A 17,074-nucleotide genomic window follows, 5' to 3' on the forward strand; every position below is an offset into this window, starting at 1 on the left:
ACCTCAACTCTTATTTGACGGCGCCTGCGGTCAGACCCGCAACGATCTGGCGCTGCGCGAAAACTGTCAGCAACAGGACCGGCAATGTGACCACGAGTGCTGCGGCGGCAAGCGGACCCCAACTGACCTGTTCAAAGGACAGCATGTTATAGACCGCGACCGGCAGGGTGCGTGTCTCGCGGCTTGCGAGCACGATGCCGAAAACGAAATTGTTCCACGAGAAGATCACCGCGAGGATGAGCGACACCACAACGCCGGGCTTGGCAATTGGCAGTGCAACCTTCATGAACACCTGCCACGACGATGCACCATCGATAATGGCTGCTTCTTCAAGCTCCATCGGTGTTGTCTCGAAATAGCCGATCATGATCCAGATCACGATTGGAACGGTGACGACCAGATGGATGATGATCTGCGGCCAGAGCGTGCCAAGCAGGCCCAAGGTCTGGAACAAAAGGAACAGCGGGATCAGGTAAGACAGGCCCGGCGTCATACGTGCAATCATGATGACGATTGCCGACTTGTTGGCGCGCAGTCGCGCAATGCCGTAACCTGCCGGAACGCCGACAATCAATGCCAGCAAGGTCGCGGTTCCTGTGACCAGAAGACTGTTCCAGAAATAGAGCAGGAAGTCGTTGGTCTCGAAAATTCCGGTATAGTTCGACCACGCTATGCGGTCGGGGATCAGGATCGGTGGATAAGCGCCGTTGTCGATTTCATATTTGAGCGAAAGCGACAACATCCAAACGAAGAAGAAGATTGCAGGCGACACAATGACGAAAACCATGAGTGCCGTGCCAAGCTTGGAAAGAATTGACTTGCGTGCCATGATCGGTCCTCAAGCGTTCCACTTGGTCCGCTGGCGCAGCGCCAGAAGGATCATCGACATGGCGATAATGACAATGAAGAACACCACGGCAATCGCCGATCCATAGCCAATGTCGTAATAGGAAAACGCCACATTATAGAGATAGATATTGATGGTTTCCGACGCCGTTCCCGGGCCGCCCTGCGTCATCGCAAAGATGATGTCGAAGCTTTTCAGCGCATCAATCGAGCGGATGATGACGGCAACCATGATAAACGGCAGGATCATCGGAAGCGTGATGTAACGGAATTTCTGCCAACCATTGGCACCATCGATTTCCGCGCTTTCAAACGGATCGCGCGGCATAGACGCAAGGCCACCCAGCACGATCAGCATGACCAGCGGCGTCCACTGCCAGGTTTCAACAGCAACCAGCGACGGGATAACCGTGCTCTGGTTGAAGATCCATTCCTGCGGCGGAATGCCGATCAGTGAAAGCAGGTAATTGAGCACACCCAATTGCGGGTGATACATCATCGTCCAGACAAGGGCGACCGCCACCGGCGTTGCCATCATCGGCATGACGAAGATACCGCGCAACAGCCCGCGCATGGGCAGTTTGCTGTCAAAGACCAGCGCTGCAATCGTACCCAATATCATCGGGGCCACGACGGACAGAACCGTGTAAACAACCGTGTGCCACATGGATTCCCAGAAACGCATATCGGTTGCAAGACGCAGATAATTGTCGAAGCCGACAAAGCTCTGCTCTCCACCAAGCTGCCACTGGTTGGCACTCATCCAGAGCGTAAACACCCACGGGAAGACGATCACCGCCCCGACAGTGATCAAGGCTGGAAGAACAAACGGCCAGTAACTGGGCCGCAAGCGGCTCGTGACCGACTTGGTGGAGGAAGCTGCTTTGGCAGCAGCTTCCGCTTTTGCTCCTATCGGGGCGGCAGATGTCATTTTCCTTCGCTCCGTGCGAGGACCGGCCGGAATTCTTCCGTCGCGCGTTTCATTTCAGCTTCTGCGTCAGCACCATTGAGAAGATTGGTGAGGCCAACACCGATAATGTCGCGGAATTCCGTGACGGGCACGATGACCGGCAGGCAAAGTTCGCTGATCGGGGCAGACTTCGAAAGCGCTTCCACCCAGCCTGCCGGCATGGTGACGCCCTTGCGCACTGCTTCATCGTCGATGACCGACTTGCGGAACGGAACGCCCGACCCAGATTGTAACAGGCGAGCACCCATTTCCTTGGAAATCGCCCACTGGCAGTAGAGATATGCAGCTTCCTTGTTCTTGGAAGCTTCGGTCACACCGATGCCGTCGCCGGTCGTCGGTGCTGCCTGTGCGCTCGGGCCTGCTGGCATGACGCCATAGCCAACCTTGCCGACAACGCGCGACTTGTTCGGATCTTCAAGCGGTGGCGCAAAACCGATACCGTCAAGCCACATGCCGACACGGCCCTGCAGGAAGTTCGACTGGCATTCAGCCCAGTTGAAGCCCGCAACGCCGGGAGGCGCCGATTTGGTCATCAGGCGTTGATAGAGCTTGGCAGCTTCAATACCTTCAGCCGAATCCGTCTGCAGGTTGCCATCAGCATCAACCGACTGCTTGCCATAGCCGAGCAGGAGGCTGGTATAGACCGGCGCATTGGCATTCTTCATGCCGCGTGCGACGAAACCATAGGTGTTGGTCGATGGATCGGTAAGCGCTTCAGCGGCTGCGACCAGCTCTTCAAAGGTCTTCGGGAACTCGATGCCCTTGGCGGCAAAGAGTTCTTTGTTCCAATAGATGATCCAGTAATCGACCGAGAACGGCAGTGCGCCAAAGCGGCCATTGGCATCCTTGGCGAAGGTCAGGCCGGCGCTTGCGAAATCATCTTCTGTAAGCGACGCATCGGTCAGCGTCGGGTCTTTCAGGAATGGGTTCAGGTCGGCAAGCCAGCCGCCCTTTTCAAACTGACGCTTCTGAACGTGATAGCTGATGTGAATGACGTCGAAGCTTGGACGGCCCGAAGTCAGCTCGATCACGGCCTTCTGGCGCTGCTGCTGTTCCGGCATCTGCTCGGAGTTCACCTTGATGCCGGTCAGATCTTCGAATTCCTTCTGATATTTCTGAAGGATTTCGCCGCGCGGGCTCTTGATGAGGTTTACTTCAAGCGTTGTGCCAGCATACTTCTTCCAATCGACGGTCGACTGGGCGAAAGACGGACTTATGCCCGTCATGCCAGACGCAGCGATTGCTGCTGTTCCCGCCAGAAACTGACGACGTGTTGGACGTAATAGATTCATTGCATTCTCCTCCCCTATAATTTTTCCGGCCCGGCAACTCCTCTTGCCTAGCCCTGGTCGTTAAATCTGCAAAGCCAGCTTCCGTGCGTTGTTGATGTGAACGGCGATGGCATCCATGGCAGTCTGCGGATCTCGTGTTTCGATTGCTGCAAGGACGGCTAAATGCTCCTGCATCACCGGGATAACGCGCCCGGTTATGCGGAACCGCTCCTGATTGATCAGGCGCATCTTGATCGTGTTTGTCTGGTAGGCACGCCAGATGATTTCATTGTCGAGCGAGCCGACGATGGTGTCATGCAGACTCCAGTCGATATTCTGTGCCCGTTCTTCAAGCTCCGGCGTCTCGCCTTCGCTCATAGCCCGATTCAATGTATCTTCGTGCTCGGCGCGCAACGAACGTAACAGTTCATCAGATGCCGCCTGACAGAAGATGGCAATCGCCTCTTTCTCGATGAAAAGGCGAAACTGAAACGCCTCGCGGATGAGATTGAGATCGATATGCGCAATCTGAAGCCCGCGCTGCGGTACAGTTTTGATAAGACCTTCCGCTTCAAGACGCGGGATCAGTTCGCGGATCGCACCGAGCGGCAATCCCGTCATGGTGACGAGCTGACGCTGAGAAACGAATTGGCCCGGATGGAAATCACGTGCCAGCAAATGCTGGGTGAAGCTCTGATAAGCCTTGTCCCGCAATTTTACCGGTTCGCTGTGATCTTCCGCCAAAGCCTGTCCCCTCTCAGTCCCGTTTGCTTATGCCGTGGTCAGGCCGCTTTTGCCATATGCAAACGGTCGAATACACTGCCAATTGCATTGAAATCCGCGTCGTTGAGTGAAACGAGCGGCGCACGCACGCGACGCCATTCCATATCGCCCGTATGACGGGCAACCATAGCCTTGACTGCAGGCGTGACCGGATAGTTCAGCAACTGCTGTACGGTGCTTACGAGTTCAGCGTCGTCCTGACCATCGTTGACCATGCGCAGAAGACGATCCGGGAACAGATTGGCCATGCCGGAAATAGCGCCCTGCCCGCCGAGGCGTACGCCAGCAGCAAGATCGCGCTCATCACCGATCAGGATCGCAATGTCCTTGTGCGCTGCAAGCAGCTTTTCCGTAAAGGCCCAGTTACCGGATGAATCCTTCACGCCGATGATGATGCCGCCAAAAGCTGCACGCAGACGACTGATAAGATCGACTGAAAGCTCCACGGCAGTAACCGACGGAATATTGTAAAGAATGATGCTGCGCGCATTATCTCCAAGACCTTTGAAGACAGCAGAAAACCAGTTGAACAGGCCATCATCGGAAAGGTTCTTGAAATAGGACGGAGGCGCCAGAAGAATGGCCTTGCAGCCGCGACGCAGCGCGTCGCCTGCCTGCAGGATCGCATCGGCAACCGAGTTTTCCATAACGCCGACTACGATGTTGGAAGCCTCAAAGCCTTGAGCAATGAAGCTATCCAGAAGTGCCGCACGTTCGGCATCCGCGATCGACGAACCTTCGCCTGTGGTGCCAAACAAGGTCACGCTTGAGCAGCCATTGTCAAGTCGTGCGCGTGCATGGCTAAGCGCACGACTGACATCGATTTTGCCGTCCGCATCGAATGGCGTCGTAAGCGCTGCAGAGAGCCCAAAGCGCTCCCGACCAGAATTATCGTGTGCCAAAACTGGCTCCTCCCAAATTTGAACTTTAAGTTTGCACATACTAACATGTTAGTAAATAGTCAATTCGGGTTCAGTGTGTAATCGTATGATTTTGGGAGAATGGGAGAGAAAGCAAAATACCTGAAACGCGAGTCAGTTCAGAGCGCTGATATCCCCCCCCCTCATCCTGAGGAGCTGTTGAAAACAGCGTCTCGAAGGACGAGGGAAAGCGGACCAAATGCCTGCCCTATTCCTTCGACACGGTGCTTCGCACCGGCTCAGGATGAGGGAGGAAGATGTCCTACACTCGACCTATCGAGTTGGAACAACGCCGCTTTCGATGAACGAAAGAACTTCCGCTTTATGTGGTGAACCGGCTCGTCCGCCGAAACGCGTGCATTTAATGGCGGCTGCGGCATTGGCAAAGCGAATGACGTCCGTGATCGGTTTGCCCTCAACCAAACCATGTGCAAAAGCACCATGGAACACGTCGCCCGCAGCCAGCGTATCCACTGCATCGACCTTGAAGCCAGCCACGTGGGAAACGGGTTTGCCAGCACCTTCCGCCCAATAGCAGCCATCTGCGCCAGCGGTGACTGCCGTGAATACATCATAACGATTGGCAAGAATACGGACACATTCGCTCAAATCTGTCGTCCCTGCCACGCTGATTGCTGCAGGTTCTGATGCTACGATATGGGTTGCGAGTGGTAACAGCGTTTCCAGCAATTCGACAGGCGCGGTATCGGCATCCAATATAGCCGGAATACCGGCATTGCGTGCGGCACGAAGCGCCGTTTCAGCGGCCCACGGCCAACGCACATCGGTCATGACAGCCGCATAGGCTCCCGTCGCAATCGGCGGCACCGGATCAGACGGACTTGCTAGCCTGCTATCATAAAAAGGCACGATGATGCGTTCACCGCTCGCATCGACAAGGATCGAAGAAAATGCAGTACGCGTGCCTTTCAGCCGCCGGATATAGGAACAATCGATGCCTTCTGCTTCAAGCTCCGCGACGGCGCGGTCGCCCACCGGATCAAGTCCGGCAGAAGCCCAGAGCGCCACGTTACCGCCAAGCCGGGCAATGGCAGCGGCTGCACTTGAAGCCATGCCAGCCGCGATTTCTACGGCTTCGCGCGGCAGATATTTACCTGCCGTGTGTGGGAGTTCATCAAGGCGGAGAATGGTGTCCATGGTCAGGGCACCGACGCAGAGAACTTTGGAAGTCATGATTAGGAAATGAGACCTTCCGAGCGAAGCGTCGTCCAGAATTCGTCCGGTATCGACTGCTCGAACCAGACGACATTCTGCCTGATCTGTTCTGGCGAACGCACACCAATCAGAATGGAGCTGACTGCCTCATGTCTCATCGGAAACTGCATGGCGGCAGCAGCAAGCGGGACATGATACTCATCGCAAATGTCGTGCAGGCGATTGGTGCGAGCAATGATTTCAGCAGGCGCATCGGCATAATCGAACTTCTGTTCGCCGCCGCGCGGCGCAGCCAGAATGCCGGAATTGAACACACCAGCAATCACCAACGCCATGCCACGCTTTTGCGCCAGCGGCAGAAATTCCTTTTCCGACACCTGATCGAGTAGCGAATAACGTCCGGCCAAAAGCGAACAATCAAGATCAGCCTCTTCAAGCGCATCGCGAATGATCTGCCATTCGTTCACACCAAGACCAAAACCTCTGATGTTGCCTGCCTCACGCAGTTCGGTCAGCGCACGGAAGCCGCCACCCTTGGTCAGCGCGTTCCAGTGAAATTCGTGCCTGTCGGCATGGGTCACGCGGCCAATGTCATGAACATACAGAAGATCGATTTCCGGAAAGCCAAGACGCTGCTGGCTGTCATCGAAGCTACGCATGACGCCATCATAGCTGTAATCAAAAACCTCACGGAAATTGAGGCCATTGTGCCAGCCCGAATCGAGCGGATTCTTTGGCGGCGCTGGCGGTAACGTGCGGCCAGCGCGCTCATTGGCCATCAAGCGCCCGACCTTGGTGGAAACAACTGCGCGCTCGCTCTTTTCGCGCAGCATATCGCCAAGCAGATGCTCACAGCGACCATAACCATACATCGGCGCGCTGTCGAAATAACGGATACCGCTGTTCCAACCGGCTTCCAGCAAAGCATTCGCATCGGCACGGGACACAGGAGCATAAAGCCCGCCCAAAGGCGCCGTTCCTAAACCAAGCGCAGTTACGGTCAGACCGGTACGGCCAAGCGTCTGCTTTTCTGCTGCTTTTAACTGCATGCGATTTCACTCCCTCGCAACGCAAACAATACGTTGCCTCCTCACCGGATTGATAGGGGCAACCTCTTCTGTCCGCAATAAGAAAAACTGCGCATGCGAATGGTCCATTCACATGCAAATGAAATTGCCAGTCTCACGGCTTGACAGGGCAAGTTTTTGCGCCATAGTACTATGATGTCAGACCAATTTAATCATAAGTGGGAACAGGTCTGGTCAAGCTGTCGTCACTAAAGCAGACAATCAGGACAGGATTTTTGCAATGGGAGATGGGAAGCTTTCCATAGCACCTCTGCCGCCCATGGACCGGGCGCGGCAGGTCACGGAGGCACTTGCCACCTATATCCAGACTGCGCAGCTTCAAGCAGGCGATCGCCTGCCCGCTGAACGGGAACTCATGACCGCACTTGCCGTCGGGCGCTCCACCATTCGGGAGGCAATCCGACATTTTCAGGCCCTCGGTGTCATTGAGACCCGCAAAGGCAGCGGCACCTATCTTCTCAAGCCAATCACAGCGGCCACGATTCACATGCCGCTTTCCTTCAATCCCACCCAATTGCGCGATGCCTTGCTGCAGACGCTGGAGATACGGCGCGGCATCGAAGCCGAAGCCAGCATGGTTGCCGCCCGCAAACGAACTGCCGAAGACCTGATAATAATCGAGGAAAAGCTCAACGAGATGGAGCGGGTGCACCTCGCCAAGGGCACATCTGGTCCGGAAGATCTCGCTTTTCACCTCGCCATTTATGACGCCACCCACAATCCGCTATTTGGGCAATTACTGGAACAGATGCGCGATGCCTTTGTCAGTTTCTGGTCGGAGCCATTTGATCGGCCTGATTTTGCACGACGGACCTTTCCATTCCACCGCACACTCTTCAACGCCATCGTGGCTCAGGATCCTGAGACCGCAAGGCATGAAACTCTGAAAATCCTCGACATCGTCGAGGAAGACATCAAGGAAATGTCCAAATGACTGACGGGATGGCCCCGCTCGATTTCGCTGCACTCACAGTTGCGCATGATGAAGGCAACGCCTTCGACGCCGTCGTACCGCCCATCGTGCAGACATCGCTTTTCACCTTTCCAAGCTATGACGACATGGTCGCCTCCTATCGGGGCGAGAAGGTGAGGCCTATCTATACGCGCGGCCTGAACCCCACTGTGCGGGCATTTGAAGAAATGCTGGCCAAGCTGGAAGGCGGTGAAGACGCGCTGGGCTTTGCGAGCGGCATGGCGGCGATCTCAGCAAGCGTTCTGGCTTTTGTTCAGCCGGGAGATCGTATTGTCGCCGTGCGCCATGTCTATCCCGATGCATTCCGTCTGTTCGGCACGATCCTGAAGCGCATGCGTGTCGAAGTCGAGTATATCGATGGCCGCGACGAAGAAGCGGTCGCGCAAGCCCTCCCCGGTGCCAAGCTCTTCTATATGGAAAGCCCGACGAGCTGGGTCATGGAAGCCCATGATGTTGGCGCGTTAGCCGCCATCGCCAAGCGCAATGGCGTCCTCACCATTATCGACAACAGTTGGGCAAGTCCGATCTTTCAGCGTCCGTTGACGCTCGGCGTTGATCTCGTGGTGCATTCTGCATCCAAATATCTCGGTGGACACAGCGATGTCGTGGCCGGCGTTGTAACCGGATCGAAAGTTCTCGTCGACATGATCCGGGCGGAGACCTATCCCTATCTTGGCGGTAAGCTTTCACCCTTTGATGCCTGGCTGCTTGTCCGAGGCATGCGCACTTTACCCACCCGGATGAAAGCACATGAAGCATCCGCGCTGGAAATCGCCAAACGCCTGCAGGCACTCGATATTGTCGAAACTGTCTGCCACCCAGCATTGGCCAATCGTCTTCCTGCCGGATTATCGGGCACCTCTGGGCTTTTTTCGGTCATTTTCAACGACAGCGTGAACGTTCGGACACTTTGCAATCATTTGAAGTTGTTCAAACTCGGTGTGAGCTGGGGTGGGCATGAAAGCCTGATCGTCCCTGGCGAGGTTGTGTTGCAGCAACGCGCCCAGCCCAATTCCGCGCATACGTTTGGCATCGATCCGCGCTCCGTCCGTCTGCATGTCGGCCTGGAAGGTACGGAGGCCTTGTGGCGGGACCTTGAGGAGGCAATCGCCGCATCCACCGCATAAACAAACAGTCGTGAGGATAATAAAGGGGAACGACACATGAAAAAACTGATCGCAACCGCATTCGCCGCCATGTTGATGAGCGGTACGGCCATGGCCGATACGACCTTGAAGCTGGTGGAAGTCATCACCAGTCCGGAACGCACCGAAACGCTGAAGTCTATCGTTGCTAAATTTGAAGCAGCAAACCCCGGCACGAAAGTGGAAATCATCTCCCTGCCATGGGGTGAATCTTTCCAGAAATTTGCGACCATGGTGTCGTCGGGCGAAATTCCCGACGTCATGGAAATGCCGGACACCTGGGTTTCGCTCTATGCCAACAACGGAATGTTGGAAAGCCTAGAGCCGTATCTGAAGGAATGGCAGACCACGCCAGACCTGACTGACCGTGCGCTGGAACTTGGCCGCAGCGTCAAGGACACGGCCTACATGCTGCCTTATGGCTTCTACCTGAATGCCATGTTCTACAACAAGAAACTGCTTGCGGAAGCCGGTGTTTCCGAACCGCCGAAGACCATGGACGAATTCCTTGAAGCCTCGAAGAAGATTTCAGCGCTTCCGGGCAAGTCTGGCTACTGTCTGCGCGGCGGACCGGGTGGCCTCAACAGTTGGGCCATCTTTGGCGCATCGATGGCAGGCAACAATACGTTTTTCAACGAGGATGGCACCTCGACCATGAACAGCGACGGCTGGAAGAAGGGCATTGCCTGGGTCGTCGATCTTTACAAGAACGGCCTTGCGCCCAAGGACAGCGTCAACTGGGGCTTCAATGAAACCGTGGCCGGTTTCTATAGCGGCACCTGTGCCTTCCTCAATCAGGACCCGGACGCACTTATAGCCATTGCCGAACGTATGAAGCCGGAGGATTTTGGTGTTACCATTATGCCAAAGGGGCCGGATGGCAAAGCCTTCCCGACTATCGGCTTTGCTGGCTGGTCAATCATGAGTGGCAGCCAGAACAAGGATCTGGCCTGGAAGCTGATTGCGACACTGGAAGGTCCGGAGGGTAATGTCACGTGGAACAAGCGAACCGGAGCATTGCCGGTTCTGAAATCCGCACAGGACGACCCATTCTATAAGACGCCTCAATTCAAAGGTTGGTTCGACGAGCTTTCCGACAAGGACGTGACGCCGACTGTTATGCCGACTTACCTCGAAGAATTCGCCTTCTTCAAGGATTCGCTCGTCATCAAGACATCGCAGCAGGCATTGCTGGGTGAAATCACCCCCGACGAACTGGCTGACCAATGGGCAGAGTATCTGACCAAGGCGCAGCAAAAATTCCTGGCTGGCAAAAAGTAAGCCGAGAAGACAGGCGCGGATCATCCGCGCCTGTCCCCTGAATTGGCGCGAACTTTCATGTCGCAGCCCATCCACGCTCCAACGGGAAAGCGAGTGATGACCACCACTATCCCTCTACAAGACAGACGCAATTTCCTGCAGCGGCTTGCCCATGCATCGGAACCTTACCTTTATAGCGCTCCAGCGTTGATCCTGATCGGTGCGATCATGCTCGTGCCGCTGGTTCTTGGTATTTCCTATGCGTTCCGCGACATACAACTCCTCAATCCATTCTCTGGCGACTTCATCGGACTGGAGCATTTTCGCACGCTCGCCGATGACAGTTCTTTCTATGACGCGCTTAAAAACACCCTGTGGTGGACCGGCGGTTCCGTTCTGTTGCAATTCGTCTTTGGGCTAATTCTGGCGTTGCTCCTGGACAAGCCCTTTGCCGGACGCGGTATCGCTCAAGCTCTGGTCTTCCTGCCGTGGGCTGTGCCTACATTTCTCTCGGGTCTGAATTGGGCCTGGCTTTTCAATCCTGTCATCGGTCCGTTGCCGCACTGGTTCTACGCACTCGGATTGATGAGCGAACCGAACAATATTCTCTCCGATCCCAACCTGGCCATGTGGGGTATGGCGAACTGGCCGTTCTTCACGGTGTCGATCTTGAGATCGAAGACGGTGAGTTCATTGTCCTGGTCGGGCCCTCCGGCTGCGGAAAGTCTACGCTCTTGCGCATGATTGCCGGACTTGAAGAGATAACTGCCGGTCAGGTGCAGATTAGTGGCAAGCGTGTCAACGAGCTTGCGCCAAAAGACCGCGACATTGCGATGGTCTTCCAGTCCTACGCGCTCTATCCGCATATGAGTGTGGCCGACAATATGAGCTACAGTATGCGGCTGCGCAAAACACCGAAAGAAAAGATCGCGAGCGCCATCAAATCGACAGCCACCAAACTCGGTCTTGAACCATTTCTGGAGCGACGCCCGAAGGCGCTTTCAGGTGGGCAGCGCCAGCGTGTCGCAATGGGCCGCGCTATTGTGCGCCAACCAAAGGCTTTTCTCTTTGACGAACCGCTTTCCAATCTCGACGCTCGACTGCGCGAGCAGATGCGTGCCGAAATCAAGAAATTGCACAGTGAGCTGAAAGCAACCTCGATCTATGTTACCCACGATCAGATCGAAGCTATGACACTTGCCGATCGTATCGTCGCCATGCATGGTGGTGTGGTGCAGCAAGTCGGATCGCCGCTCGAACTCTATGACCGTCCTGCGAACCTTTTCGTGGCGGGATTCATCGGCTCACCCGCGATGAATTTTCTGGAGGTCACCTACCGGGAACAAGACGGCAAAGCCCATCTGAGCCTCGCGGACGGAACGCAGATCGCACTGGCGTCGCCCATGTTCCTTGACGACGGAGACAAGGCGACACTCGGTATCCGGCCCGAGCATGTGACGATGGAACAAGCAGGCAATCTCCCGACGCATGTGGATCTGGTTGAGCCGACTGGCTTCGGTATTATCCTGCATCTCAGTCTGCATGGATTGCCGTTCAAAGTTTTCACGCTCGATCGCGATGCCCTACACGCGCAAGGTACAGTTCACGTGAGTTTTCCCACCCAACACCTGCACCTGTTCGATAAGGATGGAAATCGTGTAGAGCCGCGAAGGGCTCAGTAATCCTTCGCGAAACGCATTTGAATGCACTGCGACAACAGAGCGACGGGACGCGTTGTGTCACCTGGCGCGTTCCACAGCAGCTCTTCGATCTCGCTTGACGCTACCGGCACCTGCCCGGCTTTCAATGTCAGATGAAACAATTCCGCCTCGACCGTTGCATCGTCTTCGTTGGCGGCGGGCGCCGACATCTTTGCCGCGTAGCGCAACTGGCTCTCGTCAATGAGAATGCCAAGCTCTTCCTTGATCTCACGCACAAGCGCGATTTCAGGTTGCTCGTCTGCGTCAATCTTGCCGCCGGGCTGGAAGAATATCTCGCTGCCGCGCTTGCGCACAAGAAGGAAACGGCCCGCTTCGTCCCGGACAATGGCTGCTGCAATAAGAATCGTTTTCATGATGGCGGATTTTCGTTCCGTGGGCGGATACCGTCAAGAATGATGGCGCTCAATGCTTTGGCCGTTTCATCATAGAACCCAACCTCCTCCGAACGCCGACCGAGAACGGCGCCGACCTGCACGGAGAAATCCGAATAGTGCTGGGTAACAGCCCATATGGTGAAAATCAGGTGATAAGGATCGACGGGTGCTAAGCGCTTTTCAGCTATCCATCGATGAATAACCCTCGCCTTTTCATCCACCAACTGCTTCAGATGTCCTTTCAGAAAATCGGAGATTGCCGGAGCGCCGTGTAGAATTTCATTGGCAAAAAGGCGCGAGGCCTCCGGCTTTTTCGCCGACATTTCCAACTTCACGGCGATATAACGGCGCAACTCGTCCAGCGGGTCACCCTCAGGGTCGATGTGCTCGAAAGGCTCCAGCCAGGTGGCGAGCGTATCTTCCAGCACGGTCACGTAGATGTTCTGCTTGCGCGGAAAATAATAGAGCAGGTTCGGCTTGGACATGCCCGCCTTCTCGGCGATCTGATCAACCGTCGACCCCCGAAATCCGTAGGCTGAAAAAACCTCGAGTGCTGCGTCGAGGATAAGCCTGCGATTTATACCCTGAATACGCGTCGCACCTTCCGATTTCTCGTTCGACATCTTCTCGTTTCCGACTGTGTCGGTCCGTGAGTCTGAAGGAGCTGTGGCCATTTGACACCTTTCAGCAGTGTAGAATTTTTCAAAAGCGCTTGACCATATTCAAACGCTCTTCTAGCCTGCAATTTGACCAACTAGTCAAGTTTTTGCCCGCAAGGCAAGAATATTGTGGCCAAAGAGCCAGGTCGTGGGAACATATATTGGCGGGTGGATACGAGCTAGCAGTATAATGGCTCGAATTTGAACGCACATACATAATGCGGAGGCAGAGCGCATGGTGCTCACCAGCAATCTTAGAGTCAACGGCGATCGTCTTTGGGACAGTCTGATGGACATGGCCCAGATAGGGCCTGGTGTGCGCGGTGGCAATAACCGCCAAACCTTGACCGATGAAGACGGCGAAGGCCGCAAACTGTTTCAGAGCTGGTGCGAAAAATCCGGGCTTACCATGGGCGTCGACACGATGGGGAACATGTTCTTCACGCGCCCCGGCGAAGATTCCGACGCCGATCCGGTCTATATGGGCAGCCATCTGGACACGCAGCCGACGGGCGGTAAATTCGATGGCGTGCTGGGCGTGCTCGGCGGCCTCGAAGTCATGCGCACGCTCAACGATATGAATATCAAGACAAAGCGACCTATCGTCGTCGTCAACTGGACGAATGAGGAAGGCACGCGTTTTGCCCCGGCCATGCTCTCGTCCGGTGTTTTTGCCGGTGTCCACGAGCAGGACTGGGCTTATCAGCGCACCGACGCCAAAGGCAAGAAATTCGGAGACGAACTGGAGCGCATCGGCTGGAAAGGTAGTGAACCGGTTGGGCAGCGTAAAATCCATGCAATGTTTGAGCTTCATATCGAACAAGGGCCAATCCTAGAGGCCGAGCACAAGGATATCGGCGTGGTCAATCACGGCCAGGGGCTGTGGTGGCTGCAGGTAACCTTGACCGGCAAGGAGGCGCATACCGGCTCTACGCCTATGAAGATGCGCAAGAATGCAAGCCTTGGCCTTGGCAAGATGCTGCAGCTCGTCAACGAAATCGCCATGTCTCACCAGCCGGATGCGGTGGGCGGCGTCGGCCATATCGACGTTTCACCCAATTCACGCAACGTGCTGCCGGGCCAGATCGTTTTCACGGTCGATTTCCGCTCGCCCAACCAAGATGTGCTGGACGACATGAAAACGCGGTTTGAAAAGGAAGCGCCGAAGATCGCCGCAGAACTGGGCATCGGCATCGAGATTGAAGTGGCCGGACATTTCGACCCGGTGACCTTTGATGATGGCTGCGTGGTGGCGATCCGCAACGCGGCGGAACGGCTCGGCTATAGCCACCGTAACATCGTTTCTGGCGCGGGCCACGATGCCTGCTGGGTCAATCGCGTTGCGCCGACTGCGATGGTTATGTGTCCATGCGTAGACGGTCTCAGTCACAACGAAGACGAGGATATTTCGAAGGAATGGGCGTCGGCGGGAACCGACGTGCTTCTGCATGCGGTATTGGAGACTGCTGAAATTGTAAGCTGATTTCACAACCATCCACTACTGCTACTGTTCGCAACAAAACCAAAAAGGGGAACGACGAACAATGGCAAAGGTCATCAAAGGCGGAACCGTTATTACGGCTGACCGCACCTTTAAAGCCGATGTTCTCATCGAAGGCGAAAAGATTGTTGCTGTCGGCGACAATCTCTCCGGCGATGAAGTCATAGATGCATCCGGCTGCTATGTCATGCCGGGCGGTATCGACCCGCACACTCATCTGCAAATGCCCTTTATGGGCACCTATTCCTCCGACGATTTCGACACCGGCACTGCGGCAGCCCTTGCCGGCGGCACGACGATGGTTGTCGATTTCGTGCTGCCCGGACCGGAAGGCAATCTGCTCGACGCATTGCAGGAATGGTTCCAGAAGGCAGGCAAGGCCCGCACCGACTATTCATTCCATATGGCGATCACCGGCTGGAGCGAACGCGCTTTCAATGAAATGCCGGAAGTTGTGAAGCGCGGCATCAACACCTTCAAGCATTTTATGGCCTATAAGGGCGCGCTGATGGTGAATGACGATGAAATGTTCGCCTCGTTCCAGCGCTGCGCTGAACTGGGTGCCATGCCGCTCGTTCATGCCGAAAACGGCGATATCGCTGCGCAATTGCAGGCCAAGCTGATGGCCGAGGGCAACGATGGGCCGGAAGCCCACGCCTATTCGCGCCCACCGGAAGTGGAAGGCGAAGCGACCAACCGTGCCATCATGATTGCTGATCAGGCAGGCGTTCCCCTCTATGTCGTGCATGTTTCCTGCGAGCAAGGCCATGAAGCGATCCGCCGCGCCCGCCAGAAGGGTATGCGTGTTTATGGCGAGCCGCTCATTCAGCATCTGACGCTTGATGAAAGCGAATATCACAATCGGGATTGGGATTATGCGGCACGCCGTGTAATGTCGCCGCCGTTTCGTGACAAGGTCAATCAGGATAGTCTGTGGGCCGGCCTTGCAGCGGGCAGCCTGCAATGCGTTGCGACCGACCATTGCGCATTCACCACCGAACAAAAGCGCTATGGCATCGGCAATTTCACCAAGATTCCAAACGGTACAGGTGGTCTGGAAGAACGGCTTCCCGTGCTCTGGACTCGCGGAGTTCGTACCGGTCGCCTGACACCCAATGAATTCGTGGCTGTCACCTCGACCAACATCGCCAAGATTTTGAACATCTATCCGCAGAAAGGCGCAGTGTTGCCGGGCGCAGATGCTGACCTCGTCATCTGGGATCCAGAGGCAACCAAGAAGATTTCTGCAAAAACGCAGCATTCCTCCATTGATTACAACGTGTTCGAAGGCTTTGAACTCAAGGGCCTGCCGAAGATGACGCTTTCACGTGGGCGTATCGCATTCGACAAGGGGCACGTCACGGCAGAGCCGGGCGACGGACGCTTCATCGAGCGTGAGCCGAATGGCCCGGTCAATCGTGCGCTGTCGCAATGGAAAGAAATCGTTGCGCCGCGCAAAGTGGAGCGCAGCGCCGAACATATGCCGATAGGGGTCTGAGACATGGCCATCGTCCAGCTTCGGGAACCGCGCATGAGTTTGAATGACAGCATGGCCCCGGAGAGGGGCGAGGCAAATGCGCAGACAGTGATCGACATCAAAGACTTGTCGCTCGTCTTCGAGACGAATGACGGGCCGGTCCATGCGCTGTCCAACATTGATCTTGCCGTCAAGCGCGGCGAGTTCGTTTCCTTCATCGGACCTTCGGGATGCGGCAAGACCACGCTGATGCGCGTCGTGGCCGATCTGGAACAGCCGACATCAGGCTCCGTAACGGTGAACGGAAAGACGCCTGAACAAGCCCGCCTCGACCGATCCTACGGTTATGTATTTCAGGCGGCGGCCCTGTTTCCGTGGCGCACCATCGAAGACAATATCAGCCTGCCGCTCGAGATTATGGGGTTCTCGAAGGCAGAGAGGCGCGCGTGCATCGAGAAAAACCTCGCGCTTGTGAACCTTGCGGGCTTCGGCAAAAAATATCCCTGGCAACTTTCCGGCGGCATGCAACAGCGCGCATCGATAGCTCGCGCATTATCATTCGACCCGGATATGCTGCTGATGGACGAACCCTTTGGCGCTCTGGACGAAATCGTGCGCGATCATCTCAACGAACAGCTTCTCAAGCTTTGGGCCGCGACACGCAAAACCGTGATTTTCGTCACACATTCGATCCCGGAAGCGGTGTTTCTCTCGACCAAGATTGTGGTCATGAGCCCGCGCCCAGGCCGCATTCATGAAATCATCGATTGCGACCTTGGTCCAGACAGACCGCTGGAGATCCGGGAATCCGAGGCGTTTCTAAAGATTGCACATCGGGTTCGTGAGGGATTACGTCTGGGGCATATCCATGATTGAGGATACTCAGCAACCGCATCGTGCTGGAGATCGC

The 17,074-nt window shown here is 55.7% G+C and carries 16 protein-coding genes and 1 pseudogene; 8 read left to right on the forward strand and 9 right to left on the reverse strand.

The genetic code is table 11. The features are described 5' to 3' along the window. Positions 1–10 precede the first annotated feature (10 nt). From FIB18_RS08055 to FIB18_RS08085, 7 genes are all read right to left on the reverse strand, one after another. Entirely contained in the window at positions 11–829 is an 819-nt protein-coding gene (locus FIB18_RS08055) for a carbohydrate ABC transporter permease (protein WP_140020202.1), read from the reverse strand. A gap of 9 nt (positions 830–838) precedes the next feature. Continuing rightward, positions 839–1,777 carry a carbohydrate ABC transporter permease gene (locus FIB18_RS08060; protein WP_140020203.1) on the reverse strand — a complete coding sequence of 313 codons (939 nt, stop codon included), beginning with the start codon at positions 1,775–1,777 and terminating at the stop codon, positions 839–841. Then, complete coding sequence (locus FIB18_RS08065; RefSeq protein ID WP_140020204.1) at positions 1,774–3,108, reverse strand: ABC transporter substrate-binding protein; 1,335 nt, start codon at positions 3,106–3,108, stop codon at positions 1,774–1,776. Before FIB18_RS08065 ends, FIB18_RS08060 begins: the two co-directional genes overlap by 4 nt. A 60-nt stretch (positions 3,109–3,168) precedes the next feature. Beyond that, on the reverse strand, positions 3,169–3,831 hold the full coding sequence (locus tag FIB18_RS08070) for a GntR family transcriptional regulator (RefSeq protein ID WP_140020205.1): 663 nt from the start codon (positions 3,829–3,831) through the stop codon (positions 3,169–3,171). A 38-nt stretch (positions 3,832–3,869) separates the two neighbouring features. Then, the gene (locus FIB18_RS08075) at positions 3,870–4,772 is read right to left on the reverse strand and encodes a dihydrodipicolinate synthase family protein (RefSeq protein WP_140020206.1); all 903 of its coding nucleotides are present in this window, start codon (positions 4,770–4,772) and stop codon (positions 3,870–3,872) included. A 291-nt stretch (positions 4,773–5,063) separates the two neighbouring features. Further along, positions 5,064–5,984, reverse strand: a complete 921-nt coding sequence (locus FIB18_RS08080; protein WP_140020207.1) for a PfkB family carbohydrate kinase — start codon at positions 5,982–5,984, stop codon at positions 5,064–5,066. Between the two features lie 2 nt (positions 5,985–5,986). Next, positions 5,987–7,015: an aldo/keto reductase gene (locus tag FIB18_RS08085; RefSeq protein ID WP_140020208.1), complete on the reverse strand. Its 1,029-nt coding sequence runs from the start codon at positions 7,013–7,015 to the stop codon at positions 5,987–5,989. 259 nt (positions 7,016–7,274) lie between these two features. Between FIB18_RS08085 and FIB18_RS08090 the strand changes: the two genes are divergently transcribed. The 5 genes and pseudogenes from FIB18_RS08090 to FIB18_RS08110 all read left to right on the forward strand — a co-directional run bounded on the left by FIB18_RS08090 (position 7,275) and on the right by FIB18_RS08110 (position 12,114). Beyond that, positions 7,275–7,988, forward strand: coding sequence for a FadR/GntR family transcriptional regulator (locus FIB18_RS08090; protein WP_140020209.1), 714 nt, complete (start codon positions 7,275–7,277; stop codon positions 7,986–7,988). Beyond that, positions 7,985–9,154 (forward strand): PLP-dependent transferase, encoded by a 1,170-nt coding sequence (locus FIB18_RS08095; protein ID WP_140020210.1) that lies wholly within the window; start codon positions 7,985–7,987, stop codon positions 9,152–9,154. Before FIB18_RS08090 ends, FIB18_RS08095 begins: the two co-directional genes overlap by 4 nt. A 36-nt stretch (positions 9,155–9,190) precedes the next feature. After that, positions 9,191–10,453, forward strand: a complete 1,263-nt coding sequence (locus tag FIB18_RS08100; RefSeq protein ID WP_140020211.1) for an ABC transporter substrate-binding protein — start codon at positions 9,191–9,193, stop codon at positions 10,451–10,453. A 96-nt stretch (positions 10,454–10,549) separates the two neighbouring features. Then, positions 10,550–11,104, forward strand: a pseudogene (locus tag FIB18_RS08105) (carbohydrate ABC transporter permease); the annotation flags it as partial. Continuing rightward, positions 11,062–12,114, forward strand: a complete 1,053-nt coding sequence (locus tag FIB18_RS08110) for an ABC transporter ATP-binding protein (RefSeq protein ID WP_140020212.1) — start codon at positions 11,062–11,064, stop codon at positions 12,112–12,114. The pseudogene FIB18_RS08105 and the gene FIB18_RS08110, both read left to right, overlap by 43 nt. Here the strand turns inward: FIB18_RS08110 and FIB18_RS08115 are convergent. Next, complete coding sequence (locus tag FIB18_RS08115; protein ID WP_140020213.1) at positions 12,108–12,506, reverse strand: NUDIX hydrolase; 399 nt, start codon at positions 12,504–12,506, stop codon at positions 12,108–12,110. The two genes, FIB18_RS08110 and FIB18_RS08115, sit on opposite strands and share 7 nt — an antisense overlap. Continuing rightward, the gene (locus tag FIB18_RS08120; protein WP_140020214.1) at positions 12,503–13,201 is read right to left on the reverse strand and encodes a TetR family transcriptional regulator C-terminal domain-containing protein; all 699 of its coding nucleotides are present in this window, start codon (positions 13,199–13,201) and stop codon (positions 12,503–12,505) included. The genes FIB18_RS08115 and FIB18_RS08120 overlap by 4 nt, the downstream gene beginning before the upstream one ends. Before the next feature lie 220 nt (positions 13,202–13,421). Between FIB18_RS08120 and FIB18_RS08125 the strand changes: the two genes are divergently transcribed. The 3 genes from FIB18_RS08125 to FIB18_RS08135 all read left to right on the forward strand — a co-directional run bounded on the left by FIB18_RS08125 (position 13,422) and on the right by FIB18_RS08135 (position 17,040). Then, complete coding sequence (locus tag FIB18_RS08125) at positions 13,422–14,669, forward strand: Zn-dependent hydrolase (protein WP_140020215.1); 1,248 nt, start codon at positions 13,422–13,424, stop codon at positions 14,667–14,669. A gap of 61 nt (positions 14,670–14,730) precedes the next feature. Beyond that, on the forward strand, positions 14,731–16,185 hold the full coding sequence (gene hydA / locus FIB18_RS08130; protein WP_140020216.1) for a dihydropyrimidinase: 1,455 nt from the start codon (positions 14,731–14,733) through the stop codon (positions 16,183–16,185). A 33-nt stretch (positions 16,186–16,218) separates the two neighbouring features. Continuing rightward, positions 16,219–17,040: an ABC transporter ATP-binding protein gene (locus FIB18_RS08135; protein ID WP_140020217.1), complete on the forward strand. Its 822-nt coding sequence runs from the start codon at positions 16,219–16,221 to the stop codon at positions 17,038–17,040. Positions 17,041–17,074: the final 34 nt, after the last annotated feature.

Source organism: Brucella pecoris (assembly GCF_006376675.1).
In the GTDB taxonomy this organism is placed as follows: Bacteria; Pseudomonadota; Alphaproteobacteria; order Rhizobiales; family Rhizobiaceae; genus Brucella; species Brucella pecoris.

What these genes read in the sequence shown, in the direction of transcription:
- FIB18_RS08055 (WP_140020202.1), bottom strand. Translation starts at nt 829, where the DNA reads ATGGCACGCAAGTCAATTCTTTCCAAGCTTGGCACGGCACTCATGGTT.
- FIB18_RS08060 (WP_140020203.1), bottom strand. Translation starts at nt 1,777, where the DNA reads ATGACATCTGCCGCCCCGATAGGAGCAAAAGCGGAAGCTGCTGCCAAA.
- FIB18_RS08065 (WP_140020204.1), bottom strand. Translation starts at nt 3,108, where the DNA reads ATGAATCTATTACGTCCAACACGTCGTCAGTTTCTGGCGGGAACAGCA.
- FIB18_RS08080 (WP_140020207.1), bottom strand. Translation starts at nt 5,984, where the DNA reads ATGACTTCCAAAGTTCTCTGCGTCGGTGCCCTGACCATGGACACCATT.
- FIB18_RS08085 (WP_140020208.1), bottom strand. Translation starts at nt 7,015, where the DNA reads ATGCAGTTAAAAGCAGCAGAAAAGCAGACGCTTGGCCGTACCGGTCTG.
- FIB18_RS08090 (WP_140020209.1), top strand. Translation starts at nt 7,275, where the DNA reads ATGGGAGATGGGAAGCTTTCCATAGCACCTCTGCCGCCCATGGACCGG.
- FIB18_RS08095 (WP_140020210.1), top strand. Translation starts at nt 7,985, where the DNA reads ATGACTGACGGGATGGCCCCGCTCGATTTCGCTGCACTCACAGTTGCG.
- FIB18_RS08100 (WP_140020211.1), top strand. Translation starts at nt 9,191, where the DNA reads ATGAAAAAACTGATCGCAACCGCATTCGCCGCCATGTTGATGAGCGGT.
- FIB18_RS08115 (WP_140020213.1), bottom strand. Translation starts at nt 12,506, where the DNA reads ATGAAAACGATTCTTATTGCAGCAGCCATTGTCCGGGACGAAGCGGGC.
- FIB18_RS08120 (WP_140020214.1), bottom strand. Translation starts at nt 13,201, where the DNA reads ATGGCCACAGCTCCTTCAGACTCACGGACCGACACAGTCGGAAACGAG.
- FIB18_RS08125 (WP_140020215.1), top strand. Translation starts at nt 13,422, where the DNA reads ATGGTGCTCACCAGCAATCTTAGAGTCAACGGCGATCGTCTTTGGGAC.
- hydA (WP_140020216.1), top strand. Translation starts at nt 14,731, where the DNA reads ATGGCAAAGGTCATCAAAGGCGGAACCGTTATTACGGCTGACCGCACC.
- FIB18_RS08135 (WP_140020217.1), top strand. Translation starts at nt 16,219, where the DNA reads ATGAGTTTGAATGACAGCATGGCCCCGGAGAGGGGCGAGGCAAATGCG.